Origin of the sequence: Brachybacterium equifaecis, assembly GCF_023509525.1 — a bacterium.
In the GTDB taxonomy this organism is placed as follows: Bacteria; Actinomycetota; Actinomycetes; order Actinomycetales; family Dermabacteraceae; genus Brachybacterium; species Brachybacterium equifaecis.
In genome coordinates this window covers 1-26,987 of sequence record NZ_JAKNCJ010000001.1, presented here as the reverse complement: position 1 = coordinate 26,987, position 26,987 = coordinate 1, and the positions used below count along the sequence as shown (strand labels likewise).

23 protein-coding genes, 1 tRNA gene and 1 rRNA gene are annotated in these 26,987 nt (G+C 71.1%); 20 read left to right on the top strand and 5 right to left on the bottom strand.

What is annotated here, in order from left to right; all coding sequences use genetic code 11:
* Window positions 1-21: 21 nt before the first annotated feature.
* From Bequi_RS00125 to Bequi_RS00115, 3 genes are read left to right on the top strand one after another with little or no spacing between them, the layout of a single operon-like run.
* Window positions 22-960, top strand: coding sequence for a TatD family hydrolase (locus tag Bequi_RS00125; RefSeq protein ID WP_249735966.1), 939 nt, complete (start codon window positions 22-24; stop codon window positions 958-960).
* On the top strand, window positions 957-1,871 hold the full coding sequence (rsmA, locus tag Bequi_RS00120) for a 16S rRNA (adenine(1518)-N(6)/adenine(1519)-N(6))-dimethyltransferase RsmA (RefSeq protein WP_249736738.1): 915 nt from the start codon (window positions 957-959) through the stop codon (window positions 1,869-1,871). The genes Bequi_RS00125 and rsmA overlap by 4 nt, the downstream gene beginning before the upstream one ends.
* Window positions 1,868-2,938 carry a magnesium and cobalt transport protein CorA gene (locus tag Bequi_RS00115; protein WP_249735965.1) on the top strand — a complete coding sequence of 357 codons (1,071 nt, stop codon included), beginning with the start codon at window positions 1,868-1,870 and terminating at the stop codon, window positions 2,936-2,938. Before rsmA ends, Bequi_RS00115 begins: the two co-directional genes overlap by 4 nt.
* 32 nt (window positions 2,939-2,970) lie before the next feature.
* Here the strand turns inward: Bequi_RS00115 and Bequi_RS00110 are convergent, their stop codons facing one another.
* The 3 genes from Bequi_RS00110 to Bequi_RS00100 all read right to left on the bottom strand — a co-directional run bounded on the left by Bequi_RS00110 (window position 2,971) and on the right by Bequi_RS00100 (window position 6,047).
* Window positions 2,971-4,776, bottom strand: coding sequence for an ABC-F family ATP-binding cassette domain-containing protein (locus Bequi_RS00110; RefSeq protein WP_249735964.1), 1,806 nt, complete (start codon window positions 4,774-4,776; stop codon window positions 2,971-2,973).
* A 79-nt stretch (window positions 4,777-4,855) separates the two neighbouring features.
* On the bottom strand, window positions 4,856-5,368 hold the full coding sequence (locus tag Bequi_RS00105; protein ID WP_249735963.1) for a MarR family winged helix-turn-helix transcriptional regulator: 513 nt from the start codon (window positions 5,366-5,368) through the stop codon (window positions 4,856-4,858).
* Between the two features lie 10 nt (window positions 5,369-5,378).
* Complete coding sequence (locus tag Bequi_RS00100) at window positions 5,379-6,047, bottom strand: TetR/AcrR family transcriptional regulator (protein ID WP_249736737.1); 669 nt, start codon at window positions 6,045-6,047, stop codon at window positions 5,379-5,381.
* A gap of 234 nt (window positions 6,048-6,281) precedes the next feature.
* Between Bequi_RS00100 and Bequi_RS00095 the strand changes: the two genes are divergently transcribed.
* From Bequi_RS00095 to Bequi_RS00085, 3 genes are all read left to right on the top strand, one after another.
* Window positions 6,282-6,353: transfer RNA gene (locus Bequi_RS00095), tRNA-Gln, on the top strand.
* Window positions 6,354-6,407: 54 nt separating this feature from the next.
* A complete protein-coding gene (glmU, locus tag Bequi_RS00090) occupies window positions 6,408-7,889 on the top strand; it encodes a bifunctional UDP-N-acetylglucosamine diphosphorylase/glucosamine-1-phosphate N-acetyltransferase GlmU (protein ID WP_249735962.1) in 1,482 nt (493 codons plus the stop codon).
* The gene (locus tag Bequi_RS00085; protein WP_249735961.1) at window positions 7,886-8,866 is read left to right on the top strand and encodes a ribose-phosphate diphosphokinase; all 981 of its coding nucleotides are present in this window, start codon (window positions 7,886-7,888) and stop codon (window positions 8,864-8,866) included. The genes glmU and Bequi_RS00085 overlap by 4 nt, the downstream gene beginning before the upstream one ends.
* Window positions 8,867-8,966: 100 nt before the next feature.
* Here the strand turns inward: Bequi_RS00085 and Bequi_RS00080 are convergent, their stop codons facing one another.
* Window positions 8,967-9,551, bottom strand: coding sequence for a hypothetical protein (locus Bequi_RS00080; RefSeq protein WP_249735960.1), 585 nt, complete (start codon window positions 9,549-9,551; stop codon window positions 8,967-8,969).
* Between the two features lie 300 nt (window positions 9,552-9,851).
* Between Bequi_RS00080 and Bequi_RS00075 the strand changes: the two genes are divergently transcribed.
* From Bequi_RS00075 to Bequi_RS00020, 12 genes are all read left to right on the top strand, one after another.
* Window positions 9,852-10,514 (top strand): 50S ribosomal protein L25/general stress protein Ctc, encoded by a 663-nt coding sequence (locus tag Bequi_RS00075; RefSeq protein ID WP_249735959.1) that lies wholly within the window; start codon window positions 9,852-9,854, stop codon window positions 10,512-10,514.
* Between the two features lie 133 nt (window positions 10,515-10,647).
* On the top strand, window positions 10,648-11,244 hold the full coding sequence (pth, locus tag Bequi_RS00070) for an aminoacyl-tRNA hydrolase (RefSeq protein WP_249735958.1): 597 nt from the start codon (window positions 10,648-10,650) through the stop codon (window positions 11,242-11,244).
* Complete coding sequence (gene mfd / locus Bequi_RS00065; protein ID WP_249735957.1) at window positions 11,241-14,822, top strand: transcription-repair coupling factor; 3,582 nt, start codon at window positions 11,241-11,243, stop codon at window positions 14,820-14,822. The genes pth and mfd overlap by 4 nt, the downstream gene beginning before the upstream one ends.
* Entirely contained in the window at window positions 14,822-15,985 is a 1,164-nt protein-coding gene (locus Bequi_RS00060; protein ID WP_249735956.1) for a MazG nucleotide pyrophosphohydrolase domain-containing protein, read from the top strand. The genes mfd and Bequi_RS00060 overlap by 1 nt, the downstream gene beginning before the upstream one ends.
* Before the next feature lie 104 nt (window positions 15,986-16,089).
* Window positions 16,090-17,370, top strand: coding sequence for a phosphopyruvate hydratase (eno, locus tag Bequi_RS00055; protein WP_249735955.1), 1,281 nt, complete (start codon window positions 16,090-16,092; stop codon window positions 17,368-17,370).
* Between the two features lie 27 nt (window positions 17,371-17,397).
* Window positions 17,398-17,997: an FtsB family cell division protein gene (locus Bequi_RS00050; RefSeq protein ID WP_249735954.1), complete on the top strand. Its 600-nt coding sequence runs from the start codon at window positions 17,398-17,400 to the stop codon at window positions 17,995-17,997.
* Between the two features lie 115 nt (window positions 17,998-18,112).
* Window positions 18,113-18,652 carry a DUF501 domain-containing protein gene (locus Bequi_RS00045; protein WP_249735953.1) on the top strand — a complete coding sequence of 180 codons (540 nt, stop codon included), beginning with the start codon at window positions 18,113-18,115 and terminating at the stop codon, window positions 18,650-18,652.
* Window positions 18,649-19,587 carry a Ppx/GppA phosphatase family protein gene (locus tag Bequi_RS00040; protein WP_249735952.1) on the top strand — a complete coding sequence of 313 codons (939 nt, stop codon included), beginning with the start codon at window positions 18,649-18,651 and terminating at the stop codon, window positions 19,585-19,587. The genes Bequi_RS00045 and Bequi_RS00040 overlap by 4 nt, the downstream gene beginning before the upstream one ends.
* An 80-nt stretch (window positions 19,588-19,667) precedes the next feature.
* Window positions 19,668-21,038, top strand: coding sequence for an NAD(P)/FAD-dependent oxidoreductase (locus Bequi_RS00035; RefSeq protein WP_249735951.1), 1,371 nt, complete (start codon window positions 19,668-19,670; stop codon window positions 21,036-21,038).
* A gap of 260 nt (window positions 21,039-21,298) precedes the next feature.
* Window positions 21,299-22,084, top strand: coding sequence for a glucosamine-6-phosphate deaminase (gene nagB, locus Bequi_RS00030; RefSeq protein ID WP_249735950.1), 786 nt, complete (start codon window positions 21,299-21,301; stop codon window positions 22,082-22,084).
* An 18-nt stretch (window positions 22,085-22,102) separates the two neighbouring features.
* Entirely contained in the window at window positions 22,103-23,647 is a 1,545-nt protein-coding gene (locus tag Bequi_RS00025; protein WP_249735949.1) for an NCS2 family permease, read from the top strand.
* A complete protein-coding gene (locus tag Bequi_RS00020; RefSeq protein WP_249735948.1) occupies window positions 23,644-24,141 on the top strand; it encodes a MarR family winged helix-turn-helix transcriptional regulator in 498 nt (165 codons plus the stop codon). Before Bequi_RS00025 ends, Bequi_RS00020 begins: the two co-directional genes overlap by 4 nt.
* Window positions 24,142-24,298: 157 nt before the next feature.
* On the opposite strand, the gene serC is transcribed toward Bequi_RS00020, so the two are convergent.
* On the bottom strand, window positions 24,299-25,435 hold the full coding sequence (gene serC / locus Bequi_RS00015; RefSeq protein WP_249736736.1) for a phosphoserine transaminase: 1,137 nt from the start codon (window positions 25,433-25,435) through the stop codon (window positions 24,299-24,301).
* A gap of 143 nt (window positions 25,436-25,578) precedes the next feature.
* Here serC and Bequi_RS00010 point away from each other — a divergent pair, with 143 nt between their 5' ends.
* Together Bequi_RS00010 and Bequi_RS00005 are read left to right on the top strand one after the other, a co-directional pair.
* A complete protein-coding gene (locus Bequi_RS00010) occupies window positions 25,579-26,280 on the top strand; it encodes a demethylmenaquinone methyltransferase (protein WP_249735947.1) in 702 nt (233 codons plus the stop codon).
* 617 nt (window positions 26,281-26,897) lie between these two features.
* Window positions 26,898-26,987 (top strand): 16S ribosomal RNA (locus tag Bequi_RS00005); the annotation flags it as partial.

Here is a 26,987-nt window from a genome sequence, read left to right as displayed (position 1 = left end):
GCGCTTCCGTACGATGTGCACATGCCCCTGGACCCCGCACCCGTGCACGCCCGCGAGGAGATCGATCCCCGCCGATCCTCCCGCGACCGCTCCTGGCCTCCGGCCCCGGAGCCCCTGCCGCACCCCGTGATCGACAACCACTGCCATCTCGACTTCGCCGACGGGGACACCGAGCTGTCCGTCACGGACCACGTCCAGCGGGCGGCGGAGGCGGGGATCCGCGCGCAGATCACGATCGGCTCGGACATGGCCTCCGCCCGGTGGACCGCCGCACTCGTCGGCTCCCCGCAGTGCCCGCCCACCCTCGCCGGCGGCGTCGCGCTCCATCCGAACGAGGCCGCGCTGCATGCGCGCGGCACGGATCATGACGGCCAGGCTCTCGAGCCTCTCGAGCAGGCGCTCGCGGAGATCGCGGCGCTCGCCGCCGGGCCGGGCATCGTCACCGTCGGCGAGACGGGACTGGACTGGTTCCGCACGAAGCGAGGCGACGACCGGGCGCGCGATGCGCAGATCACCGCGTTCCGCATGCACATCGCGCTCGCCAAGGAGCTCGGCCTGCCGATGCAGATCCACGACCGCGATGCACACCAGGACGTCCTGGATGTCCTCGATGCCGACGGAGCGCCCGAGCGCACCGTCCTGCACTGCTTCTCCGGGGATGCGGAGTTCGCTCGGGAGTGCGCGGCGCGCGGCTACTACCTCTCCTTCGCCGGGAACGTCACGTTCGGCAACGCCCAGCACCTGCGCGAGGCACTCGCGGCCGTCGGGCTCGAGCGCGTGCTGGTGGAGACCGACGCCCCGTTCCTCACACCCGTCCCCTACCGCGGGCGCCCGAACTCCTCCTATCTGATCCCGCACACCATGGCGACGATCGCGGAGGTGACGGGCACGGACCTCGAGGAGGCATGCCGCACCATCGAGGCGACCACGTGCGCGGTCTACGGCTGGCCCGCGGCATGAGCGACCAGTCCGCTCCCGGTGCGTCGGCTGCTGCAGAGCCCGGCGCGTCGATCCTGCTGAGCGCCCGCGACATCCGCGAGCTCGCCGACCGCGCGGGCATCCGCCCCTCGAAGCAGCGCGGCCAGAACTTCGTGATCGATCCGAACACTGTGCGCCTGATCGTCGAGCGCGCCGCCATCGCGCCGGGGCAGTCCGTGCTCGAGGTCGGTCCGGGACTCGGATCCCTCACCCTCGGACTGCTGGAGGCGGGGGCCGACGTCGCCGCGATCGAGCTCGACCGCGGCCTCGCCGCGCTGCTGCCGCAGACGCTCGGCGCGCGCGGCATCTCCGAGGACCGCTTCGCCCTCGTGCACGCCGACGCGCTCCAGGTCACCGCGCTGCCGTCGGCCCCGCGGGCTGGGGAGCCGACGGCGCTGGTCGCGAACCTCCCGTACAACGTGGCGACCCCCATCCTGCTCACGCTGATGGAGCGGTTCGGCTCCCTGCGCACCGCGCTGGTGATGGTGCAGTCCGAGGTCGTCGACCGTCTCGTCGCCGAGCCCGGCTCTCGCACCTACGGCGCACCGAGCGCCAAGGCCGCGTGGTACGGGACGCGCGAGTACGCCGGGAAGATCTCGCGCCAGGTGTTCTGGCCGGTGCCGAACGTCGACTCCGCGCTCGTGCTGCTGACGCGGCGGGAGAGCCCGCTGGGCACGGAGGCGGAGCGCCTGGCGACCTTCGCGGTGATCGAGGCCGCCTTCGCCCAGCGCCGCAAGATGCTGCGCGCCGCGCTCTCGGGATGGGCGGGCTCCTCGACGCTCGCCAGCGCGATCCTCGAGCGCGCCGGAGTCGATCCGACCCTGCGCGGGGAGACCCTGCGCATCGAGCAGTTCCTCGCCATCGCTCGCGCGCGCGAGCAGGCGACGGCATGAGCCGGGAGCGCCCCCGCCGTCCGGCCCCGGTCGTGCGCGGGGCCTCGCCCCGGCTGCTGCGGCTGGTGGAGGACGGAGTCGTCCGGGAGGCCGATCCCGGCATGCCTCTCGAGGAGATCAGGGAGTTCGCCGCGAGCGCCCGCAATCGCATGGGCTTCGCGGTGCTGCTCGCGCCCACCGCCGCCGACGTCGCCGAGATCGCCGGCGCGTTCGATCTCCATCCGCTGATCACCGAGGATCTCCTCAGCGGCCGTCAGCGGCCCAAGCTCGCCCGCTACGACGACTCGCTGCTCCTGGTGCTGCGCAGCGCTCGCTACATCGACGACCTCGAGGACGTGGAGTTCAGCGAGTTCCATCTGGTCGTCACCGGGCGCTGCCTGGTGCTGCTGTGCCAGGACGACCGCCTCCTGGACGGCCGGCGGATCGATCCCGCCAGCACGCCCGAGGAGCTGCGGACGGTCGACGGCAGCTGGCTGATCGGGGACGCGGAGCTGCTGAGCCTCGGCCCGGAGGCGATCATGTATCGCCTGCTGGAAGCCGTGATCGACGGCTACGCCCCCGTGGTCGCCGGGATCGAGATCGACGTGGAGCAGATCGAGCGCCAGGTGTTCAGCGGAGACGCTGCTGCCGCCCAGCGCATCTATCTGCTGAGCCAGGAGGTCGTCGACCTCGTGCAGGCGAGCACCGCCACCGCGCGGGCGCTGCGCGATCTCGAGGCCGGGTTCGAGAAGCACGACGTGCCCGCCTCGCTGCAGACCTATCTCCAGGACCTCAAGAGCGACCTCGCCCGCACCGTCGAGGAGGTCCAGAACCAGCGCCAGACGCTCGCCCAGATCCTCGACGTGAACGCGACGCTGGTCGCGCAGCGTCAGAACGAGGACATGAAGAAGATCTCCGGCTGGGCCGCGATCCTCTTCGCGCCCACCCTCATCGGCGCGATCTACGGCATGAACTTCGACGACATGCCGGAGCTGCACTGGACCTACGGGTATCCCCTGGCCCTCGGCTCGATGCTGCTGCTCGCGGTCGTGCTGTACGTCGTGTTCCGCTGGAAGAAGTGGATGTGAGCGCGCGGCGCTGAGCGGCGCGGCGGCCTGCCTCAGCCGATGAGCTCGGAGAGCTCCAGCCACCGCTCCTCGGCGGCGGAGAGCTCGGCCTGCACCTCGGTGAGCTGGGCGTTCAGCGTCTGCAGGCCCTCGAAGTCTCCGGGGTCGTGGTCGGACATCTTCGCGTGGATGGCCTCGGTCTGCTGGGTGAGGCGCTGCAAGCGGCGCTCCAGAGCCGAGATCTCCTTCTGCACCTCTCGCGCCTCCTTGCTCCCGGCGACCGGACCGGAGGGCGCTGCCGACGGCGCGGCCGAGGCGGCCGGAGCCGCTGTCGGCTGGTGCGCCGCTGGGGACGCGCCGCCGGCCCGCAGCTGCAGGTACTGGTCGATCCCTCCGGGGAGGTGGCGCACACGGCCGTCGAGCACGGCGTACTGGGTGTCCGTGACGCGCTCGAGAAGGTAGCGGTCATGGGAGACGACCACCAGCGGGCCGGGCCACGTGTCCAGGAGATCCTCCATTGCCGCGAGCATGTCGGTGTCCATGTCGTTGGTGGGCTCGTCCAGCACCAGCACGTTCGGCTCGTCCAGCAGCGTCAGCAGCAGGTCCAGGCGTCGCTGCTGGCCGCCCGAGAGTGCTTTGACCTGCACCTTCTGGTGCGCGGCGGTGAAGCCCAGCCGCTCCAGGAGCTGGCCGGGAGTGACCTCGTCCTTGCCGGAGGTGAAGGTGGTGCGGTAGCGGCCCACCACGTCGCTTACCCGCGAGTCCAGGTGGGGGGCGAGGCCCTCGAGGCGCTGGGAGACCTGCTTGACGGTGACGGTCTTGCCGCGCTTGACGCGGCCCGCCATCGGCAGGAGATCGCCCTTGACCAGGGCGAGGAGCGTCGACTTGCCGGCGCCGTTGGGGCCGAGGATGCCGATGCGGTTGGCAGGCCCGATGTGCACCGTGACGTCCTCGATCACCGGGATGCCGTCGTAGCCCGCGGTGACGTCGACGATGTCGATGACGTCGCGGCCGAGCCGCGTCGTGGCCAGCTGCATCAGCGCCACGCTGTCGCGCACGGGCGGCTCGTCGGCGATCAGCTCGGTCGCGGCGTCGATGCGGAACTTGGGCTTGGAGGTGCGCGCCGGGGCGCCGCGGCGCAGCCACGCGAGCTCCTTGCGCATGAGGTTCTGGCGCTTGGACTCGATGGCCGCGGCCTGGCGGTCGCGCTCGACGCGCTGCAGCACGTACGCCGCGTATCCGCCCTCGAAGGGGTCCACGACCCCGTCGTGCACCTCCCACATGCGCGTGCAGACCGCGTCGAGGAACCAGCGGTCGTGGGTGATGACCACGAGCCCGCCGGAGCGCGCGCTCCAGCGGTGCTTCAGGTGCTCCGCGAGCCACGCGATCCCTTCGACGTCGAGGTGGTTGGTGGGCTCGTCCAGCAGCAGCACGTCGTCGTCCCGGACCAGGAGCGCAGCCAGGTGGACGCGGCGCAGCTGCCCGCCGGAGAGGCTCGTCAGCGGAGCGTCGAGGTCGAGCTCGCCGAGCAGTCCGGCCATCACGTCACGGATGCGAGGATCCGCGGCCCACTCGTGCTCCGGGCCCGTCCCCACGACGAGGGACCGGATCGTCTCGCCCTCCTCGGCGTGGTCCTGCTGGTCCAGCACGCCCACGCGCACCCCGCCGCGCACGGTCACGCGGCCGCTGTCGGAGGGCTGCTGACCGGCGAGGACTCGCAGCAGGGTCGACTTGCCGTCGCCGTTGCGGCCGACGACGCCGATCCGGTCGCCCTCCTCGATGCCGAGGGTGACGGCGTCCAGCAGCACGCGGTCGGGCAGGGCGACGTGGATCTTCTCGGCTCCCAGCAGGTGGGCCATGGGGGTGCTCCTCGGGTGGTGGTGCGGAAGGGGCGGGACGTGGCGGCGCAGAACCGGCGAGAGATCCGCCGGACCCGGTTCAGTCGCCGTCGGGCTCGAACGGGAGCAGCAGGGTGCGCAGGGTGCTCGCGAGCTGCTCCTGCTCGGCGGGAGGCACCGCGCTGAGCGCGCGGCGCTCGGCGTCGAGGAGCCGCTCGATCGCGGCGTCGACGCGGGTGATGCCCTCCTCCTGGAGGCGCACGAGGACCGCGCGGCCATCGCGGGGATCCCGCTCGCGCCGCACCAGGGAGCGCGCTTCGAGCTTGTCCAGTCGCGTGCTCATGGTGCCGCTGGTGACCATCGTCTGGCGCAGCAGGGCGCCGGGGCTCAGGGGCTCGCCGTCGGCGCGGCGAAGCGCGGAGAGCACATCGAACTCCCAGCCCTCGATGCCGCTCGCGGTGAACGCCTCGCGGCGCGCGCTCTCCAGGTGGCGGGCCAGTCGGGAGATCCGCGAGAAGACCGACAGCGCAGTGGTGTCGAGATCGGGACGCGCCCGCGACCATCCGGCGATGACGCGGTCCACCGCATCGGGACGGGTCTGGTCAGTGGGCATGGGAGCGATTCTACGGAGGCGGTGCGCCGGGGAGCTGTGTGCGCGGCCCGGGCGTGGCCTGACCCACGCTCCTGGCGTCGCTGCGGCGCATCAGCTCCGGCTTCTTCTCCAGCTGCGCGAGCCCGTACCAGGAGAGGTTCACCATGCGGGCGGCGACCTCCTCCTTCGAGGGCCTGCGGCTCTCCAGCCACCACTGCCCGGTGAAGGCGACCATCCCCACCAGCATCTGGGCGTAGATCTCGGCGTCGCGCACGGGGTACTTCCGCGGCCGCAGCTGCGCGGCGAGGATCCAGGAGACCTTCGCGGCGATGTCGCCGAGCACCGAGGAGTAGGAGCCGGAGGCGCGGAAAGCGGGGGAGTCCTGCGCGAGGATGCGGAACCCGTCCTCGCGCTCATCGATGTAGGTGAGGAAGGCGAGCGCCGCCTGCTCCATCAGCCGCCGCGGGTGCGCGCTGGGATCCTCGAGCGCGCTCTCGAGCGCTCCGAGCAGTGCGGAGGTCTCGCGATCCACGATCACCGCGTACAGACCCTCCTTGCCGCCGAAGTGCTCGTAGACGATCGGCTTGGAGACGCCCGCGCGCGAGGCGATCTCCTCGACGCTCGTGGCCTCGAAGCCCTTCTGCGCGAACACGGAGCGCCCGATCTCCAGGAGCTGCTCCCGGCGCTCCCTGCCCGACATCCGCGCCGAGCGCGGCCGCGGGCCGTCCGAGCGCGGCGACGGCCGGGACGTGGGGGAGGAATCGGGCATGCGGGCAGTCTCCCACAGGGCCCGGCCGTCTCCCGGGGCGAGGACGCCTCCTGCGGGCGGGCCTCGCTGCCTCCTGCACGCGGGCGCCGCGGCGAGGGGCGGACAGCCTGGCCGGATAGGATCACGGAGCCGTCGCCCCAGCCCTTCGTGGCGGGGCCCGGCGGATCCGCCATGGTGTAATCGGCAACACCTCAGATTTTGGTTCTGATATTCCAGGTTCGAGTCCTGGTGGCGGAACGGAGCAGGCCCCTGGGGCCGCCCCGCCACCGAGCCGCCCTCGAGGAGATCCGCGTGAACGTTCCCGTCCCAGTCGCCGTCATCGTGCTCGCCGCCGGAGCCGGCACCCGCATGCGCTCGAAGACCCCGAAGGTCCTCCACGAGATCTGCGGGCGCTCGCTGCTGCTGCATGCGCTGGACGCCGCGCGCGGCACGCACACCGATCAGATCGTCGCCGTCGTGCGCCATGAGCGTGAGCGGGTCGTGGGCCATCTCGCCGACGTCGCCGACGACGTCCTGATCGCCGATCAGGACGACATCCCCGGCACGGGCCGTGCGGTGCAGTGCGGTCTCGACCGCGTGAGCGCCGAGAGCGGCACTGTGCTGGTGACCTACGGCGATGTGCCGCTTCTCGATGCGCAGACCCTCCAGGACCTCGTGGCCGAGCACGAGGAGCACGGCAGCGCCGTCACGGTGCTCACCGCGCGCATCGCCGATCCCACCGGCTACGGCCGGATCCTGCGGGATCCGAGCGGCCAGGGGGTGCTGGGGATCGTGGAGCACAAGGACGCCGACGCGGACCAGCTCGCGATCACCGAGATCAACTCCGGCATCTACGCCTTCGACCTCGCCGTGCTGCGCTCCGCGCTGCAGCGCATCGGGACGGACAACGCGCAGGGGGAGATGTACCTGACCGACGTGCTCGCCATCGCCCGCGAGGACGGCGGGATCGTGCGCGCCCTGCTCACCGAGGACGCGCTGCTCGTCGAGGGCGTCAACGACCGGGTCCAGCTCGCGCAGCTCGGCGCCGAGATGCGCCGGCGCATCCTGGAGCGCCACATGCGCGCCGGCGTCACCCTCGTGGATCCGGCCACCACCTGGATCGATGCGGAGGTGTCCATCGGGCAGGACACCATCATCCGCCCGGGCGTGCAGCTGCTCGGGGCGACGTCGATCGGCGAGGACGCCGAGATCGGTCCGGACTCCACCCTGATCGACACCGACGTCGCCGACCGCGCGAGCGTCGTGCGCACCCACGCGAATCTCGCCGTCATCGGCGAGGAGGCGACCGTGGGCCCGTTCACCTACCTGCGCCCCGGCACCGAGCTCGGCGCGCGCGGGAAGATCGGCGGGTTCTGCGAGACGAAGAACGCGGTGATCGGCGAGGGCGCGAAGGTCCCGCACCTGTCCTACGTCGGCGACGCGGAGATCGGCGAGGGCACGAATCTCGGCGCCGCGACGATCGTCGCGAACTACGACGGCGTGCACAAGCACCGCACGGTGATCGGCAAGCACGTGCACGTGGGCGCCGATTCCGTGCTGATCGCGCCCGTCACGATCGGCGACGGCGCCGACACGGGCGCGGGCACCACCGTGCGGGCCGACGTCCCGCCCGGCGCGCTGGCTGTGAACGCGACCTCCATGCGAATCATGGAAGGATGGAGCCTGCAACGGCGCGCCGGCACCGCTGCCGCGCAGGCCGCGGAAGCGGCCCTCGCCAACCAGCAGTCCGTCACGCGCCCCGAGCAGGGCGCGGAGGAAGAGGGGAACCGATGAGCGGCATCGTCGCCAGTGGAGAGAAGCGCCTGGTCCTGGCCTCAGGAAGGGCCCACCCGGTGCTCGCCCAGGAGGTCTCCGAGGAGCTCGGCATCGAGGTCCTCCCGATGGACGCCTGGGACTTCGCCAACGGCGAGATCTATGTGCGCTACGGGGAGTCGGTGCGCGGCGCCGACGCGTTCGTCCTGCAGTCCCATCCCGCTCCCATCAACACCTGGGTGATGGAGCACCTGATCATGATCGACGCGCTCAAGCGCGCCTCGGCCAAGCGCGTCACGGCCATCGCGCCGAGCTTCCCCTACGCGCGCCAGGACAAGAAGCACCGCGGCCGCGAGCCGATCTCGGCCAGGCTGGTCGCGGATCTGTACGAGACCGCGGGCATCGACCGCATGATCTCCGTGGACCTGCACGCCCCGCAGGTCCAGGGCTACTTCAACAAGCCGCTCGACCACCTGATGGCACTGCCGCTCCTGGCCGACTACGTCAGCGCCAGCTACGGCTCCGAGGACATCGTCGTGGTCTCCCCGGATGCCGGCCGCATCCGGGTGGCCGAGCAGTGGGCGAAGCGGCTCGGAGGCGTCGGCCTCGCCTTCATCCACAAGTCCCGCGACACCACGCGCCCGAACCAGGCTGTCGCCAAGCGCGTGATCGGCGAGGTCTCCGGCAAGACGTGCATCCTCGTCGACGACATGATCGACACGGCCGGCACCATCGTGCAGGCCATCGAGGCGCTGACCGCCAATGGCGCCTCGTCCGTCGTCGTCGCCACCACGCACCCGATCCTCTCGGATCCGGCGTCCGAGCGCCTCCGGGGCTCCGGGGTGCGCGAGGTCATCTGCACGAACACGCTCCCGATCCCTGCCGAGAAGCAGTTCGAAGGGCTCACGCAGCTCTCGATCGCGCCGCTGATCGCACGAGCGATCCGCGCGGTGTTCGACGACGGATCGGTGACCAGCCTGTTCGACGGCGACGTCTGAGCGTTGCGCAACGCTGGAGCATGAAGGAGGGGCGAGCACCGTGCGGTGCTCGCCCCTCCTCGTCGGCTGCCTGGTCTGCTGCCGGGCCGCTGGCTGCGCGTCACACGAGCAGAGCGTTGCCCTTCACGAGTCGGCGCCAGGGCCGTCCGAAGCCCAGGTGATCGCCAGCCGCCAGACCGGCCATCGCCAGCAGCAGGACCGCCATGATCAGGTGGTCGTCGAGGATCGGGTTAGTCGCGAGCGGGAACGCGGCGAGATACATCATCAGGTAGAGCAGCGCGCCGGATACTGCGGCCACGTGCATTCCGATCCCCAGCAGCAGAGCCAGCCCGATGCCGAGCAGACCCGCCATGAACAGGATGTCGGTGAAGGGGTTCAGGCCGAGCCAGAACTTCCAGATCCCAGCGAACGGGTTGCCGCTCTCGATCGAGCCGCCGAGGAAGCCGGTGGTGGGCGAGCCGCCGTTGATCCAGGCGCGCTCGCGCGGGGTAGCGAATCCCAGCCCCAGCAGCTTGTCGAGGAAGGCCCACAGGAAGTAGAAGCCCAGGAGGATCCGCACCGCTCCGAGGAGGGTGAAGCCCCAGGGCTTCACGTGGCTTCCCCGGGCGTCGGCGGCGAGGGAGCCGCGCGCCGGATCTGCTCCCGGCGAGCGGTTCTCGAGCGGGGCGGTGGGGGAGGTGGTCATGGGATCGAACTCCTCGGTCCGTCGGGATGCTGCGGCTCGTGCGCCGCCCGGCGGCGTGCGCCTCCGGATGCCTCCACGCTAGGTCGCGCGCCGCACCCGTCGGCAGGACGAAAGTCCATGTCGCAGGCGGTCCCGGGCCGGGGCGGAGAGGCCGTGGTAGAGTGCGTCGGTCACTTCGGCGAGGGAGAGCATCTGCTCTCCGTGATCGACGCGGTGCGGGATGGCTCCCCCCTCCATGGGCGGCTGAGCAGGTTCCGCTGCGCCGCTCGCCGCCCGCGAACCACCTGAAGGAGCATCCCCATGGCTGAGAAGCTGAACGTCGAGAAGCGCGAAGAGTTCGGCAAGGGCGCTGCCCGCCGCATCCGCGCCGAGCACAAGGTCCCCGCCGTCCTGTACGGCCACGGCACCGAGCCCCTGCACCTGGTCCTCCCGGGCCACGAGACCGCTCTCGCGGCCCGCAACGCGAACGCGCTGTTCGAGCTGGTCCTGCCCGACGGCGAGACCCACCTCGGCCTCATCAAGGAGATCCAGCGCCACCCGCTGCGCCGCTCCCTGACCCACCTGGACCTCATCCTGGTCCGCCGCGGCGAGAAGGTCGAGGTCGACATCCCCGTCTTCATGACCGGTGAGCCCGTCGCCCCCGCGATCGCCGTCGTGGACCAGCAGGCGCTGACCCTCTCGGTCGACGCCCTCAACGTCCCCGAGAGCATCGAGATCGACGTCGAGGGCAAGGAGGAGGGCTTCCAGCTCTTCGCCGGCGACGTCACCCTCCCCAGCGGCGCTGAGCTGGTCACCGACGCCGAGCTGCTCGTGCTGTCCGTGCAGCTGCCGCGCGTGGACGAGGAGCTGGAGGCCGCTATCGAGGAGGCGGAGGCCGGCGGCGCCGAGGCCGGTGCCGAGTCCTCCGAGGAGTCCGAGGATTCCGAGGGCGAGTCCTCCGAGGAGTCCGACTCCGAGGAGTGATCCTCCCGGGAGGCGGCGCGAGCCGATTCCCGATCGATTGCCCACATCTGCTGCCGGGGCGTCGCGCTGAGCGCGGCGCCCCGGTAGCGTTCCGGTGGCCGGATCCGCCCACCGAGACCTGCAGGAGCGCACGATGCACGAGACTTTCCTGGTCGTGGGGCTCGGGAACCCCGGCCCCCAGTACGCAGCCACCCGCCACAACGTCGGGCAGATGGTGCTGGACCACATCGCCTCCGAGACGGGCGGCACCTTCAAGGCGGCGCGGCGCGCGCAGGCGGTGGTCATCGAGGGCCGCCTCGGGATGCCGGGCGCGGACGCGCGCACCATCCTCGCGAAGCCCACCACCTTCATGAACGCCTCCGGCGGCCCCGTGAGCGCGCTCGCGAAGTTCTACGACGTCGCCCCCGAGAACGTTGTCGTCGTGCACGACGAGGTCGACATCCCCTTCGACACAGTGCGCCTGAAGCAGGGCGGCGGCGAAGGCGGCCACAACGGCCTGCGGGGCATCTCCAAGGCGCTCGGCACGCGCGACTACCTGCGCGTGCGCGTGGGCGTCGGCAGGCCCCCCGGCCGCCAGGACACCGCGGACTTCGTCCTCGCGCCCTTCTCCTCCGCAGAGCGCAAGAACCTCCCCCTGCTCATCGACGATGCGGCCGAGGCGCTCCAGAGGCTCGTCCTCGAGGGCCTCACCGCCGCCCAGCAGCACGTCCACTCGAAGGAGGCCCGATGACCGCCCCCGCTCCTGCTCCCGTCGCCGCCGACGGAGCCGCCGCCGCGGCGCCCCTGGCCCCGCTGCTCGATCTGGTCGCGAGCGGGGACGATCTCACCCGCATCCGCGCACTCTTCGGGCCGGACGCCGAGCAGGACGCGAGCGTGGTGGCCCCCGGGGGTCTCGTGCCCTTCATCGTGGCCGACCTCGCGCGCTGCGCGAGCCCCGAGCGCCCCCTGGTGGTGCTCACCGCCACGACGCGCGCCGCGGAGGACGCGCGCGCGGCGATCAGCGCCATGGTCGCGACCGAGCAGATCGCGGAGCTGCCTGCCTGGGAGACGCTCCCCCATGAGCGGCTCTCGCCGCGCGTGGACACCGTGGCCCGCCGCCTCCAGACCCTGCGCCGGATCGCCCACCCGGAGACCGAGCAGCCCGTCTCCGTGCTGCTCCTGCCCGTGCGCAGCCTGCTGCAGCCGATCGCGAAGGGCCTCGGGGACCTGCGGGCCGTGCGCGGCCAGGTCGGCCAGGAGTATCCCCTCGAAGCGCTCGAGCAGGACCTCGTGGACGCCGCCTACGTGCGCACCGACATGGTCGAGAAGCGCGGGGAGTTCGCCGTGCGCGGCGGGATCCTCGACGTCTTCCCGCCCACGGAGCCGCACCCCGTGCGCATCGATCTGTTCGGCGACGAGATCGACGAGATCCGCTACTTCTCCATCGCCGACCAGCGCTCCCTGGAGCCCGTGCCTCACGGGCTGGACGCCGCGCCGTGCCGCGAGATCCTCCTGACCGACGCGGTGCGCGAGCGAGCCCGCGAGCTCGCCCCGCGGCTGCCCGGCATCCAGGACATGCTGGAGCGCATCGCCGGCGGGATCGCGGTGGAGGGCATGGAGTCCCTCAGCCCGGTCCTCGTGGACGGCATGGAGCAGGTCCTGGACGTGCTCCCCGCCGGGGCGCAGGTCCTCGTGCTCGATCCCGAGCGCGTCCGCTCGCGCGCTGCGGAGCTCGTCTCGACCACCGAGGAGTTCCTCGCCGCTGCGTGGTCCAGCGCGGCCGTCGGCGGCGGGACGCCGATCGACGTCGGGGACGCCTCCTTCGCGACCCTCGGCGAGGCGCGCGAGCGCGCCGCCGAGCGGGGACTCGGCTGGCATCGCGTCGGCCCCTTCGGGCTCGACGAGGACGCCGACGTCACCGCCCGCGCCACCACGCACCCGGGCTACACGGGCCGCGGCACGGACGCCGCCGCCGACCTGATCGCGCGCCGCGCGGAGGGCTGGCGCATCGCCATCACGTTCATGGGCACGGGCTCGGCGCGCCACGCGGCGGAGACCATGGCCGAGCAGGGGCTCCCGGTGTCGTTCCGCGCGGCGCTGGACGAGATGCCCCCGCCCGGGGAGCCGGTGGTGACGGTCGGGCCGTTCACCGAGGGCCTCATCGACGAGTCGCTGCGGCTGATCCTCGTCTCCGAGCGGGACATCACCGGCAAGACCGGCCAGCGCCGCGGCACCGACCGCCGCATCCCCGCGAAGCGCCGCAACGTCGTGGACCCGCTGCAGCTGCGCCCGGGAGACCACGTCGTCCACAACCACCACGGCGTCGGCCGCTTCGTCGAGATGACGAGCCGGACCGTCGGTACCGGGGTCAAGGCGACCACGCGCGAGTACCTCGTCATCGAGTACGCCGCCTCGAAGAAGGGCCAGGCGGGGGACCGCCTGTACGTGCCCAGCGACCAGCTCGACCAGGTCACGAAGTACGTCGGCGGGGAGGATCCGGCCGTCAACCGCATGGGTGGCGGCGACTGGGCCAAGACGAAGTCCAAGGCCCGCAAGGCGATCCGCGAGATCGCCGACGAGCTCGTGCGCCTGTACTCCCAGCGCCAGTCGGCTCCGGGGCATGCCTTCGCCCCCGATTCGCCCTGGCAGCGCGAGCTCGAGGACGCCTTCGAGTTCGTGGAGACCCCCGACCAGCTCGCCACGATCGACGACGTCAAGCGCGACATGGAGAAGACCGTCCCCATGGACCGCCTGATCCTCGGCGACGTCGGCTACGGCAAGACCGAGATCGCCGTGCGCGCCGCCTTCAAGGCGGTCCAGGACGGCAAGCAGGTGGCCGTGCTCGCGCCGACCACCCTTCTCGCGCAGCAGCACCTGGACACCTTCACCGAGCGCTACACCGGCTTCCCGGTGGTCGTGCGGGGGCTCTCGCGCTTCCAGTCCGATGCGGATTCGAAGGAGACCATCGAGGGCCTCGCGGCCGGGACGGTCGACGTCGTCATCGGCACGCACCGCCTCATCACCGGGCAGGTGCGCTTCAAGGATCTCGGACTGCTGATCATCGACGAGGAGCAGCGCTTCGGCGTCGAGCACAAGGAGACGCTGAAGGCGCTGCGCACCGACGTCGACGTGCTGTCGATGTCTGCCACCCCGATTCCGCGCACCCTGGAGATGGCCGTGACGGGGATCCGCGAGATGTCGATCCTCGCGACCCCGCCTGAGGAGCGCCACCCAGTCCTCACCTACGTGGGCGCGGAGGACGACAAGCAGATCGTCGCCGCGATCCGCCGCGAGCTGCTGCGCGAGGGCCAGGTGTTCTTCATCCACAACCGGGTGGAGGACATCGATCGCGCAGCCCAGCACATCCGGGATCTCGTGCCCGACGCGCGGGTCGCGATCGCCCACGGCAAGATGGGCGAGCACCAGCTCGAGAAGGTCATCGTGGACTTCTGGGAGAAGGAGTTCGACGTCCTCGTCTGCACGACGATCGTGGAGACCGGGCTCGACATCTCCAACGCGAACACGCTGATCGTCGAGAAGGCCGACAAGTTCGGCCTCTCCCAGCTGCATCAGCTGCGCGGGCGCGTGGGCCGCTCGAGCGAGCGCGCGTACGCGTACTTCCTCTACGACGGCAGCAAGCCGCTCACCGAGACCGCGAGCGACCGCCTCACGACCCTCGCCACCAACACGGATCTCGGCGCGGGCATGCAGGTGGCCATGAAGGACCTCGAGATCCGCGGCGCGGGCAACCTGCTGGGCGCCGAGCAGTCGGGACACATCGCCGGGGTCGGCTTCGACCTCTACGTGCGCATGGTGGGGGAGGCGGTCTCCGCCTTCCGCGGCCAGTCCCAGGCTCCCGAGCGCGAGATCAAAGTGGAGCTGCCGCTGGACGCCCACATCCCGCACGACTACATCTCCTCGGAGCGGCTGCGCCTGGAGGCGTACGCGAAGCTCTCGGGCGCGACCGATCTCGCCACGATCGAGGAGGTGCGCGCGGAGCTCGCGGACCGCTACGGCCCTCTGCCCGCTCCCGTCGAGGTGCTGCTGGACGTCGCGCGCTTCCGCCGCGACTGCCGCCTCGCCGGCATCGACGAGGTCCAGGCCCAGGGCAAGATGATCCGCTTCGCCCATGTGGAGCTGCCGGACTCGGTCGCCTTGCGCGTCAGCCGCCTGTACCCCGGCACGATGCTGAAGCCCGCCGTGCGCCAGGTCCTCATCCCGCGCCCGACGACCTCGCGCGTCGGCGGGGTCGAGCTGCGCGACCACGAGCTGCTGGACTGGGCGCGCCAGGTGCTCGCAGTGCTCGCCCCCGAGCGCGCGGCCGCCTGATGCGCACCGAGCGGCTCGTCCTCGTGCCCGTGCCCGCCGGGATCCCGGCGGGGATGCTCAGCGCCGCGGCGTGGGATGCGCTGCGCGGGGCCGACGGGGTGATCGCCACGGCCGGTGCGGGCGGCGATGCGCACGGGAGCTGGAGGCGCGCTCTCGACGAGGCGCACGCCCCGGTCGTGGACATCGGCCAGGACCCCCCGATGCCCGCGCTGCTCGGCGCGCTCGAGGGGATCGTGCGCCTCGGACAGGGCGCGTGGCTGGTGGGCGAGGCCCACCTCCCCGCCGCCCGTGAGATCGCCCGTGCTGTGCTCGCCGCCGCGGGCGCGCACGAGGAGGACTGGTCGGAGCTGCCGGCTCCGGCATCTGCAGCGGACGGCGCCGCACCGTCGGCGCGCCTGGAGCCCGATGCCGCCGATCCGTGCGGGGCGGCCCTCGCCGGGCCGCCCGAGGCGCAGGCGAAGGGCGCAGCGCTGCTGCGCGCCGTGGAGGTGATGGACGCTCTGCTCGCCGAGGACGGCGACGCCTGGAGCGCGGTGCAGAGCCACCGCTCGCTCGCCCGCTACCTCCTGGAGGAGACCCACGAGGTCCTCGAAGCCATCGAGGCCGACGGCGCAGGGCTGCCCGATGAGCTGGGCGACCTGCTCTTCCAGATCCTCTTCCACGCGCGCCTCGGTCAGGACGCCGAGCCCCCGTGGGACGTGGACGATGTGGCGCGCGCCTTCATCGACAAGATGGAGCGGCGCAATCCTCACGTGTTCGGCGCCGATCGCGCGGAGGCCATCGGCGACCGCGGCGACGTCGAGGCGATCGTCGCGCAGTGGCATGCGGTCAAGGCGCAGGAGGCCGAGGCCGCGCGAGCCGCCGGGGCCCCGCCTGCCCCCTCGGGGGCAGACGCGTGGTTCCACGGCATTCCGCGCGAGCTGCCCTCCCTGCAGCGCGCGGCGAAGATCGTGCACCGCGCCCGCTCGGCCGGCAGGCTCGAGGAGCTCCTCCACGGCGCCCGTCGAGCGGCCGGCGGGAGCGAAGAGGGGCAGTGGGACGGGCGCCTCGCGCTCGCGCTGCTCGACCTCGCGGTGCGCGCCGAGGAAGTCGACTCCGATCCCGAGAGCGCGCTGCGCACCCTCCTCGCGCGGATCCCCGCGGCGCTGCGCGGCGCGGGCTGAACGGCCCCGCGCCCTGGCGCCGGCGGACACTAGACTGGGCGGCGAGAGCGGGCCTCTCCCATGAGCCCCGCCGTCTGATCCTCATCCGAAGGAAGGAACAGCCCATGGCCATCATCGAAGCCATCCACTCCCGCGAGATTCTCGACTCCCGCGGCAACCCCACCGTCGAGGTCGAGGTCCTGCTGGAGGACGGCACGTTCGCGCGCGCCCAGGTCCCCTCGGGCGCCTCCACCGGCCAGTTCGAGGCCGTCGAGCGCCGTGACGGCGACAAGAAGCGCTACCTCGGCAAGGGCGTCACCCAGGCCGTGCAGGCGGTCATCGAGGATCTCGGCCCCGTGGTCGTGGGCAAGGATGCGCAGGAGCAGCGCGCGATCGATCTCGCGATGCTCGAGGCCGACGGCTCCGCGAACAAGGGCAAGCTGGGCGCCAACGCGATCCTGGGCGTGTCCCTCGCCGTCGCGCAGGCCGCCGCCGATTCCGCGGGCGTGCCGCTCTACCAGTACGTCGGCGGCCCCAACGCCCACGTCCTGCCCGTGCCGATGATGAACATCGTCAACGGCGGCTCCCACGCCGACTCCAACGTCGACATCCAGGAGTTCATGATCGCGCCGATCGGCGCGGAGAGCTTCGTGGAGGCCATGCGCATGGGCGCCGAGGTCTACCACGCGCTCAAGTCGGTGCTCAAGGATCGCGGGCTCTCCACCGGTCTCGGCGACGAGGGTGGCTTCGCCCCGAACCTCGACTCCAACCGCGAGGCGCTCGACCTCATCCTCGAGGCCATCACGAAGGCCGGCTACAAGCCGGGCACCGATGTCGCGCTCGCGCTCGACGTCGCGGCTTCCGAGTTCTTCGAGGGCGGCTCCTACCAGTTCGAGGGCGCCAAGAAGTCCAGCCAGGAGATGGTGGACTACTACGCCGAGCTCGTGGATGCCTACCCCCTCGTCTCCATCGAGGATCCGCTGGACGAGGACGACTGGGAGGGCTGGGTCGCGATCACCGCGAAGCTCGGCGAGAAGGTCCAGCTCGTGGGCGACGACCTCTTCGTCACCAACCCCGAGCGCCTCCAGCGCGGCATCGACCAGAAGGCCGCGAACGCGCTGCTGGTGAAGGTCAACCAGATCGGCTCGCTCACCGAGACCCTCGACGCGGTCGACATGGCCACCCGCGCCGGGTACCGCTCGATGATGTCGCACCGCTCCGGCGAGACCGAGAGCACCGTCATCTCCGACCTCGCCGTGGCGACCAACTGCGGCCAGATCAAGTCCGGCGCCCCCGCCCGCGGCGAGCGCGTGAACAAGTACAACCAGCTCATCCGCATCGAGGAGGAGCTGGGCGAGGCGGCCAACTACGCCGGTGCTGCTGCGTTCCCTCGCTTCGGGAAGTGATGCAGGCGCAGCCTGTAGCCTGACCGCATGACGACACGACGACCGGGTGCCCCGCGCAGAGCGGGTCGCCCGGTCGTCGCGTCTCGCGCGAAGCGCGCGGGCGGCGGCGCCGCAGCCTCGCGCACGCGCCCTGCCGCGGCCGCGCGCGCACGCACCTCCGCGCCCCTGCCGGAGGCCGACGACGGCCCGCTGCTGACGGTCACCCGCCGCGCCCTGGTGCTGGTGGCGGTGATCGTGCTGGCCGCGGGCACCCTCGTCCCGGCTCTCAACAGCTACGTCGCCCAGAGCCAGCAGCTCTCCGCGCTCCAGGATCAGGTCGCCGCCCAGCAGGACGAGCTCGCCTCCCTGCAGAAGGACGTCGACCGTTGGGAGGACCCCAACTTCGTCGCCGCCCAGGCGCGCGAGCGCCTCCTCTACGCGATGCCCGGGGAGACCCAGTACCGCTTGATGGACAGCAGCGGTGCAGCCGTCCCCCTCACCGAGCGGGAGCAGCAGGAGGTCGCTGCAGCGCAGGGCGAGTGGTACGACACGCTGTGGAGCAGCGTGGAGGGCGCGAGCCGTGCGGAGACCGCCGGTGCCGGGATCCCTCCGGCCGACGGCGGACCGGCCGATCCCTCCCGACCCTGACCGCTTCGGTCCGCACCTCCCTCCCAGCCTTCGCAGCACTCCCAGACATCGCAGCGCCCCGAGCCCCGCGCCGGAGCGCATCCCCTCGGACATCTCTCCCCATGATCGGAATCCCGTGAGCACACTCCCTCCTCTCCCGTTCGAGAGCCCTGCGACGCCCGCGGATCTCGAGGCCATGGCGATCCAGCTCGGCCGGCCCATGCGCGGGGTCGTCTCCATCGCGCGCCGGTGCGCCTGCGGCCGGCCCGCGGTCGTGCGCACGCAGCCGCGGCTGCCGGACGGCACCCCCTTCCCCACCTCGCTCTACCTGACCCTGCCCTCGCTCACCCACGCGGTCTCGCGGCTCGAGGCCGACGGTCGGATGGCGGAGCTGAGCGCGGCCCTGCTCGAGGACGAGGAGCTCGCCGCCGGCTACGCGGCGGCGCACCGCCGCTACCTGGAGCGGCGAGGGGAGCTCGGGGAGGTCGAGGAGATCTCCGAGTTCAGCGCGGGCGGCATGCCCACCCGGGTGAAGTGCCTGCATGCGCTCATCGGGCAGGGGCTCGCCGAAGGACCCGGGATCAACCCCGTCGCCGACCTCGTGCTGGCCGAGGTTGCCCCGAGCGCCTCGATCGACGTGTGCCGCTGCGAGCAGGCAGGGGAGGGGACGGTATGAGCAGGACAGTCGCCGCGATCGACTGCGGGACCAACTCGATCCGACTCCTGATCGCCGCAGGGGGGGGCCCCGGGGGCTCGCTGCGGGATCTCGAGCGCCGCATGGAGGTGGTGCGCCTCGGGTACGGGGTGGATCGCACCGGGCGCTTCGACCCCGCCGCGCTGCAGCGCACCCTGGAGGCGACCCGCCGATACGCGGTCCTCATCGACCAGCACGGCGCCGAGGCCGTGCGCTTCGTCGCGACCTCCGCGACCCGGGACGCCGCCAACCGCGACGAGCTGATCGACGGGGTCCGCGAGATCCTCGGCGTGGAGCTCGACGTCGTGTCCGGTCAGGAGGAGGCGGAGCTGTCCTTCCTCGGCGCGGTCTCGACGCTGCGGGGGCTGGAGGAGGGGCCCGTCCTCGTCGTCGACATCGGCGGGGGATCCACCGAGCTCGTGCTCGGCGAGGATGCCCCCACTCACCGCATCAGCCTCGACGTGGGCTCCGTGCGCCTGACTGAGCGCTTCCTGCACGGGGATCCTCCGACCTCCGAGGAGATCGCGCAGGCCCGCTCCCTGGTGGATGCGCTGCTGGACGAGGCGGCCGCTGCCGTGCCGCTCGCCCGCGCTCGCACGGTCGTCGGCGTCGCCGGCACGGTGACCACGCTGGCAGGGCTCGCCCTGGGCCACGAGAGCTACACCCCCGACCTCACCCACGGGGCGGAGCTGGCGATCACCCGGATGCGCGAGAGCTGCGCCGAGATCCTCTCCGCCACGCGCACTGAGCGCGCAGCCCACCCGATCATCCACCCCGGCCGGATCGATGTGATCGGCGGGGGAGCCCTGATCTGGTCGCGACTGCTCGAGCGGGTGCAGGAGGCCTCGGGCGCGCGCAGCGTGCGCGTCTCCGAGCACGACATCCTCGATGGGATCGCCCTGCGCCTGCTGGGGTGAGGGGGAGGCGTGACGAGGATCCGGTCTCATGAGGCGGCGTGCCTGGACTTTGTGACCGGTGGGAGAGATACGCTGGAATCATGAACACCACCACCGGCAGCAAGCCGCACGTCCTCATCCTCGGCGGCGGGTCGGTCGGCCTCAACGCCGCATCGGAGCTCCGCAAGAACCTCGGCTCCGACGTCGCCATCACGGTCGTCGACTCGCGCCCCTACCTCACGTACCAGCCCTTCCTCCCCGAGGTGGGCGCCGGTTCGATCGATCCCCGCAACGTCCTCGCGCCGCTGCGCAAGATCCTCACGGGCACGAAGGTCGTCACCGGTGCGATCACCGACATCGACTCCTCGGCGAAGGTCGTCGGCGTCCAGACGGAGGACGGCGAGGATCTGCAGATCTCGTACGACTACCTCGTCGTGGGCCTCGGCTCCGTCCCGCGCCTGCTCCCCATCCCCGGCCTCGCGGAGAACGCGATCGGCTTCAAGTGGGTGGAGGAGGCCATCGCCGTGCGCGACCGCATCCTCGCGAACCTCGCCGAGGCGGCGTCCACCAAGGATCCCGCGGCCCGCAAGCGCCTGCTCACGTTCACCTTCATCGGCGGCGGCTTCGCCGGCGGCGAGGCGCTCGCGGAGACCGAGGACATGGTCCGCGACGCGCTGCGCTACTACCCCGATCTGCACTCCTCCGACGTGCGCTTCGTGCTCGTGGATGCGGCGCCCTTCATCTTCCCCGAGGTGAGCGAGGAGCATCGTCAGTACGCTCTCGACCAGCTCCGCGAGCGCGGCATCGAGGTCAAGCTCGAGACGTTCGTGAACTCCTGCGAGAATGGCGTCGTCAAGACCAGCGATGACGATGAGTTCGCGAGCGACCTCATCGTCTGGAACGCCGGGGTGAAGCCGAACCCGCTGCTCTCGGACGCCGAGCACTCCGACCTCCCGGTCATCTCCGAGCGCGGCCCGATGATGGGCAAGCTCGCCTGCCTCCCCGACCTGCGCGTGAAGACCGATGACGGCGTGCTGAACGACGTCTTCGCCGCCGGCGACTGCGCCGCGGTGCCCGACCTCGCCTCCGGCGAGGACAAGATGTGCCCGCCGAACGCCCAGCACGCGGTCCGGCAGGCCAAGCGCCTGGCCGACAACATCGCGCGCTCGATCCAGGGCCGCCCGCTCGTGGACTACTACCACAAGAACCTCGGCACCATGGCGACCCTCGGCATGTACAAGGGCATGGGCTACGTGATGCTCGGCGACAAGCGCATCGAGTTCAAGGGCCTCCCGGCCTGGGCCGCTGCGCGCGCCTACCACCTCTATGCGATGCCGACCTTCGGCCGCAAGGCGGCTGTGCTCACCGACTGGATCGGGAACATGATCTCGCGCCGCGACATCATCGGCATCCCCCAGTCGACGAACCCCCGCGGGGCGTTCGAGCTGGCGGCGGGCCCGAAGAAGAAGTGACCCCGTCCCGCGCCTCTCGCTGAGAGGCGCGGCGGGATGCGCGACGGGCGGCCGATCGGTCGCCCCGCGCCCCTCAGAGCCCCGCTCCTCCTTCATGGGAGGAGCGGGGCTCTGACGCATCCTGCGGGGCGCGCAGGTGCCGAGGTCCCGTGCTCATCTGCGGCCCAGCCGATAGTCTGTGATCGGGCGTGCGCGGATCGAGGCGATTCCGCGCAGGCTCGCGCAGACCATCGAACAGCTCGCACGCGCAGGAGGCCACCATGGAGATCATCATCGAGCGGGACGCCGAGGGCGTCGCCCGGCAGGTCGCAGACAGGTTCGAGAGCGTCATCCGGCACGGGGGCCGCTTCGGCGTGACGCTCGGCCTCGCCACGGGATCCTCTCCGGTGGCGACGTACCAGGAGCTCATCCGCCGGCATCGGGAGGAGGGCCTCTCCTTCGGGCACGCGCGCGCCTTCCTGCTGGACGAGTACGTGGGGATCCCGCGCAGCCACGAGCAGAGCTACCACCGCTTCATCAGAGAGCACTTCACCTCCCACGTCGACATCGCCGACGAGCTGGTCATCTCCCCGGACGGCCAGGCGGCAGACCCCGTCGGCGAAGCGGCCCGATACGACCGCGGCATCGCCGACGCGGGCGGAGTGGACCTGCAGATCCTGGGCATCGGCGGGAACGGCCACATCGGCTTCAACGAGCCCACCAGCGCGCTGACCTCCCGCACCCGGGTCAAGACCCTCACAGAGCAGACGATCAGCGACAACGCGCGCTTCTTCGACTCCCCGGAGGACGTCCCGGTCCACGTGATCACGCAGGGGCTGGGCACCATCATGGAGGCGCGCCGGATCGTCCTTGCCGCGACCGGGGAGAGCAAGGCCAGTGCGATCGCTGCGATGATCGAGGGCCCCTTCGGCGCGTTCTGCCCGGCCACGATCCTGCAGATGCATCCGGCCGTCACGGTGGTCGTGGACGAGGACGCCGCCGGCGAGCTGCAGGACGCGGAGTACTACCGGTTCATCCAGCGGCAGAAGAGCCGCCTGGAGGGCTGATCCCGATAGCATTCCCCCATGCCAGAACCCCATTCCTCCTCATCCTCCTCCTCTCTCTCCGGGGACCGCCGCGCAGCCGCCTCCCCAGCGGCCGCCGGCGCACCGGCCCCCGCCTCTCGCGGCGGGCTCGACGGGTACTTCCGCATCACGGAGCGCGGCTCGACGATCGGCCGCGAGATCCGCGGCGGTCTCGTCACCTTCTTCGCGATGTGCTACATCGTGGTGCTGAACCCGCTGATCATCGGCACGGTCCCCGACTCCACCGGCGCTTATCTCGGCGGCGGCACCGAGCCCAATCTCGCCGCGGTCGCCGCGGGCACGGCCGTCGTGGCCGGTGTGCTCAGCATCTTCATGGGGGCGTGGGCCAAGTTCCCGCTGGCGCTCGCCGCCGGCCTCGGCCTCAACGCCTTCCTCGCCTACTCGGTCGTCTCCCTCCCGGGGATGACGTGGGCCGGTGCGATGGGCCTCGTGGTCATCGAGGGCATCCTGATCCTGATCCTGGTGCTCACCGGCTTCCGCCGCGCGGTGTTCGACGCTGTGCCCCCCTTCATGAAGACCGCCATCGGCGTGGGCATCGGCCTGTTCATCGCCTTCATCGGCCTGTTCAACGCCCGCTTCGTGACGCACGCCGCCGGCACGCCGGTGCAGCTGGGCAACGACGGCTCCCTCGTCGGCTGGCCGACGCTCGTGTTCGTGGTGGGCCTGCTGCTGATGTTCGTGCTGTGGGTGCGCAAGGTGCCCGGCGCCATCCTGATCTCGATCGTGATCGCGACCGTTCTCGCCTGGGTCATCGAGCGCTTCGCGGGAGTCGGCGCGTACTCCGACGGCTCGCGCGGCGATGCCCCGAACCCCCATGGCTGGAGCATGAACGTCCCGTCCCTGGACAGCTTCCCGATCCAGCTGCCGGACTTCTCCACGCTGCTGACGGTCGATCCGATCGCGGGCATCACGGCCGCGGGGGCCGTCGGCGCGACGGTCGTGGTCTTCTCGCTGCTCCTGGCGGACTTCTTCGACACGATGGGCACGATGGTCGCGGTGGCTTCCGAGGCCGATCTGCTCGACGAGAAGGGCGACATCCCTCATTCGCAGCGCATCCTGATCGCCGACTCGGTCGCCGCGATCGGCGGCGGTCTCGGCGGCGTCTCCTCGAACACGAGCTTCGTGGAGTCGACGGCAGGCGTGGCCGATGGCGCGCGCACGGGACTGGCCGCGGTGGTCACGGGCCTGGCGTTCCTCGCGACGATGTTCTTCGCGCCCCTGGTCGCGATGGTCCCCTACGAGGCGGCCACTCCCGCGCTCGTGATGGTCGGCTTCCTGATGATGACCCAGGTGACGTCCATCGACTTCACCGACATGGAGAAGGCGATCCCCGCCTTCCTCACCATCATCCTGATGCCCTTCTCGTACTCCATCACGGTGGGCATGGGCGCGGGCTTCCTGATGTACGTGCTGATCCGCGTGGTGCGCGGACGCGGGCGGGAGATCCACCCGCTCATGTACGTGGTCTCGGCCCTGTTCGTCCTGTACTTCCTGCGCGGAGCGATCGAGTCGCTGATCGCATGAGCGGCCCGGGCGCGGGGCGCGACGTCGTGGACGGCATCGTCGATGCGCTGCATCGGGTGCTGGTCATGGCATCGCGCCGCCCCCGCGTCCGGAGCTCGGATGCGGGGCTGACCGCTCCGCAGGCCTCCGCCCTCGCCTACCTCCACCGCGCCGGGGAGAGCTCTCCGCGCCGGATGGCGGAGGTGCAGGGGGTCTCCGCTCCCGTCGTCTCGCGCATGCTCGCGCGACTGGAATCCGAAGGGCTGCTCGAGCGCTCGCCCCATCCCCATGACGGCCGCCAGACCGTCGTGCGGCTGACCGCGCAGGGGGCGGCAGCAGTGGAGGACGATCGGTACGGCCGCGATGCGCGGCTGCGCTCCCGGATCGAGCAGCTCTCCGAGGAGCAGGCCGAGTCCCTCGCCGAGGCCGTGGCCCTGCTCGCCCTGCTCCTGCAGCCCGAGACCGACGATGAGCTCCTCGCCGGGGCCACGGGAGCCCTCGGGCAGCGTCCCTGAGCAGGCGCACAGGCCGCCCGCGGCCGCAGTGCGCTGCGGCATCGATCCTGCGCTCTGCGTGAGCGGGAGAGCGTGCGTGCTTCCCGCCGACAGGACGACGAAGCCCCTCCGCATCCCGGATGCGGAGGGGCTTCGTGCTGCGAGCGGCAGGGCAGGCTCAGGGCTGCGCGGCGACCTCGATGGCATCGAGGACGTAGTCCAGCACGCCGATCAGCGACTGGACGTCGGACTCCGGGACCGCGGGGAACGTCGCGATGCGCAGCTGATTGCGTCCGAGCTTGCGATAGGGCTCGATGTCGACGATGCCGTGGCGACGCAGCAGTCCCGTGATCGCCTCGGCATCGATGCGGTCATCGACGTCCAGAGTGGTCACCACCTGGGAGCGGGCCGCGGGGTCGGTCACGAACGGCGTGATCTCGGGACGGCGATCAGCCCATGCGTGGAGGAGTCCGCTCGTGGAACGGGTGCGGGCATCGGCCCACGCCAGTCCGCCCTGCGCGAGCATCCACTCGATCTGCTCCGCCATCAGCGCCAGGGTGGCGATCGCAGGTGTGTTGAGCGTCTGGTCCTTGCGCGAGTTCTCGAGCGCGGTGGTGAGGGAGAGGATCTCCGGGATCCAGCGGTCGCTCGCGGCGATGGCGCCGGCGCGCTCGATCGCCGCGGGGGAGAGCACCGCGCACCAGAGCGCGCCATCGGAGGCGAAGCTCTTCTGGGGCGCGAAGTAGTAGGCATCCGTCGCGAGCGGATCGAACGCGATGCCGCCGGCGGCGGACGTCGCGTCGATCAGCACGAGCTGGTCCTCGCGCGCGCCCTCAGGGCGGACGATGGGGAGCATGACGCCGGTCGAGGTCTCGTTCTGGGGCCAGGCGAAGGCATCCACCTCGTCGTCGGCCTGCGCGGCAGCGGCGGTGCCAGGCTCCGTGCGGATGATGCGGGGCTCGGAGAGGAACGGGGCGCCCGCGCTCTCCTGGGCGAACTTCGAGGAGAACTCCCCGAGCACGACGTGCTGGCTGCGCTCCTGGATGAGGCTGAAGACCGCAGCGTCCCAGAACGCCGTGGAGCCGCCGTTGCCGAGCACGACCTCATATCCCTCGGGGAGGGAGAAGAGCGCGGCGAGGCCCTCGCGGACCCGAGCGACGATCCGCTTCACCGGGGCCTGCCGGTGGGACGTCCCCATGACATCGGGGCCGAGGGCGAAGAGCGCATCCATCTGCTCCTGCCGCACGCGCGAGGGTCCCGAGCCGAAGCGGCCGTCGGCCGGCAGCAGCGAATCGGGGATGTGGAGGGAATCGATGGAGGTCACAGGGTCTCCTGAGAGCGGGAACGGGACTGTCGGCGGGAGCGCAGCGCACTGGCGCGCCCCCTCCATTGTCCGTGCTGGGGCGGCACAGCGCGAAGGTGCGCCGCGTGCTGGACCGGATCTGGCAGGATCGGGGCATGAGCCGTGCGGATCTGGACAAGCGCCCCTTCGACGTCGCCGGGATGTTCGACAGCATCGCGGGGCGGTACGACCTGATGAACGACGTGGCCGCACTCGGCCAGGTGCGCTCGTGGAGGAAGGCGATGGTCGAGTCGCTCGCCATCGCACCGGGGGATGCCGTGCTCGACCTCGCTGCAGGCACCGGCACCTCGACCGCCGCGATCGTCGAGGCCGGCGCCCGCGCGCTCGCCGCCGACTTCTCGCTCGGCATGATGCGCGAGGGCCGGGAGCGCCAGCCCCATCTCCCGTTCGTCGGAGCCGACGCCCAGGCGCTCCCCTTCGCCGACGACTCGTTCGACAGCGCGGTGATCTCCTTCGCCCTGCGCAATGTGCAGGATCCGCGCCGCTCCCTGCGCGAGATGGCGCGAGTCGTCCGCCCCGGGGGGCGCGTCGTGGTCTGCGAGTTCTCCACCCCTGTGCTGAAGCCCTTCCGCGCGGTGTACGAGAAGTACCTGCTGCGCGCGCTCCCGGCGATCGCCGGGCGACTGTCGAGCAGCGCGGATGCGTACGACTACCTCGCGGAGTCGATCCTCGAGTGGCCGAGCCAGGAGGAGCTGGTGCAGTGGCTGGGCGCGGCCGGCCTCGAACAGGTGCAGTACCGCAACCTCACCGGTGGGATCGTCGCGCTCCATCGAGGGGTGGTGCCGCAGCCGGCCTGAGCCGCTCGAGCGCTCCCTTCCCGCTGTGTACTAGATGCGGCTGGCCTCATGTGAGGCCAGCCGCATCTGCACGTCACAGGCCCTGCAATATTGACGCCGATCGGGAGCGCAAAGCCCCCTGACCTGCGCAGACACGGTTGCGAGGGGGTGGCGAGGGGGTGAACGGCGGGTTTGACGGGGGGTTCGGGGGGCCCGTAATGTTTTCTCTGTCGCCGGGTGAGCCGAGCGGAACGAGGGAAGGCCTGCTGGCCGGATCGAGTGCCGCGAAAGAGCCCAGGACGACGAACTGAAAATTCAAGTGCTGTGTGTCAGATGCTGATCTGATCGGGATGTGACGCAGAGCACGGATCGCGGAGTTGCAAATGCCGCGGGGATCTACTAGAGTAGCTTCTCGTGCCGGAGTGACGAAGTGATTCGCTCGGAACGGGTTTCGGCCTGGATCCGGTGCAGTGCCCCTGAGCGGTTGCCATTGTGGTGGCGTGAGGGTGTGCGCGTGCTGTTTGAAATCTCAATAGCGTGTCAATTTGTTGATGCCATATGTTTTATGGCATGACGGATGATGTAGCAGAATTTATATTATGCTAGTCGTTTGAAATGCCAGGATAGTTTTTCATTTTTTGATGGAGAGTTTGATCCTGGCTCAGGACGAACGCTGGCGGCGTGCTTAACACATGCAAGTCGAACGGTGACGATGGGGCTTGCCCTAT

Excerpts from the sequence above, each read along its gene's own strand:
- Bequi_RS00125 (WP_249735966.1), top strand. The coding sequence starts at position 22 with ATGCCCCTGGACCCCGCACCCGTGCACGCCCGCGAGGAGATCGATCCC.
- rsmA (WP_249736738.1), top strand. The coding sequence starts at position 957 with ATGAGCGACCAGTCCGCTCCCGGTGCGTCGGCTGCTGCAGAGCCCGGC.
- Bequi_RS00115 (WP_249735965.1), top strand. The coding sequence starts at position 1,868 with ATGAGCCGGGAGCGCCCCCGCCGTCCGGCCCCGGTCGTGCGCGGGGCC.
- Bequi_RS00110 (WP_249735964.1), bottom strand. The coding sequence starts at position 4,776 with ATGGCCCACCTGCTGGGAGCCGAGAAGATCCACGTCGCCCTGCCCGAC.
- Bequi_RS00105 (WP_249735963.1), bottom strand. The coding sequence starts at position 5,368 with ATGCCCACTGACCAGACCCGTCCCGATGCGGTGGACCGCGTCATCGCC.
- Bequi_RS00100 (WP_249736737.1), bottom strand. The coding sequence starts at position 6,047 with ATGTCGGGCAGGGAGCGCCGGGAGCAGCTCCTGGAGATCGGGCGCTCC.
- Bequi_RS00085 (WP_249735961.1), top strand. The coding sequence starts at position 7,886 with ATGAGCGGCATCGTCGCCAGTGGAGAGAAGCGCCTGGTCCTGGCCTCA.
- Bequi_RS00080 (WP_249735960.1), bottom strand. The coding sequence starts at position 9,551 with ATGACCACCTCCCCCACCGCCCCGCTCGAGAACCGCTCGCCGGGAGCA.
- Bequi_RS00075 (WP_249735959.1), top strand. The coding sequence starts at position 9,852 with ATGGCTGAGAAGCTGAACGTCGAGAAGCGCGAAGAGTTCGGCAAGGGC.
- pth (WP_249735958.1), top strand. The coding sequence starts at position 10,648 with ATGCACGAGACTTTCCTGGTCGTGGGGCTCGGGAACCCCGGCCCCCAG.
- mfd (WP_249735957.1), top strand. The coding sequence starts at position 11,241 with ATGACCGCCCCCGCTCCTGCTCCCGTCGCCGCCGACGGAGCCGCCGCC.
- Bequi_RS00060 (WP_249735956.1), top strand. The coding sequence starts at position 14,822 with ATGCGCACCGAGCGGCTCGTCCTCGTGCCCGTGCCCGCCGGGATCCCG.
- eno (WP_249735955.1), top strand. The coding sequence starts at position 16,090 with ATGGCCATCATCGAAGCCATCCACTCCCGCGAGATTCTCGACTCCCGC.
- Bequi_RS00050 (WP_249735954.1), top strand. The coding sequence starts at position 17,398 with ATGACGACACGACGACCGGGTGCCCCGCGCAGAGCGGGTCGCCCGGTC.
- Bequi_RS00040 (WP_249735952.1), top strand. The coding sequence starts at position 18,649 with ATGAGCAGGACAGTCGCCGCGATCGACTGCGGGACCAACTCGATCCGA.
- Bequi_RS00035 (WP_249735951.1), top strand. The coding sequence starts at position 19,668 with ATGAACACCACCACCGGCAGCAAGCCGCACGTCCTCATCCTCGGCGGC.
- nagB (WP_249735950.1), top strand. The coding sequence starts at position 21,299 with ATGGAGATCATCATCGAGCGGGACGCCGAGGGCGTCGCCCGGCAGGTC.
- Bequi_RS00025 (WP_249735949.1), top strand. The coding sequence starts at position 22,103 with ATGCCAGAACCCCATTCCTCCTCATCCTCCTCCTCTCTCTCCGGGGAC.
- Bequi_RS00020 (WP_249735948.1), top strand. The coding sequence starts at position 23,644 with ATGAGCGGCCCGGGCGCGGGGCGCGACGTCGTGGACGGCATCGTCGAT.
- Bequi_RS00010 (WP_249735947.1), top strand. The coding sequence starts at position 25,579 with ATGAGCCGTGCGGATCTGGACAAGCGCCCCTTCGACGTCGCCGGGATG.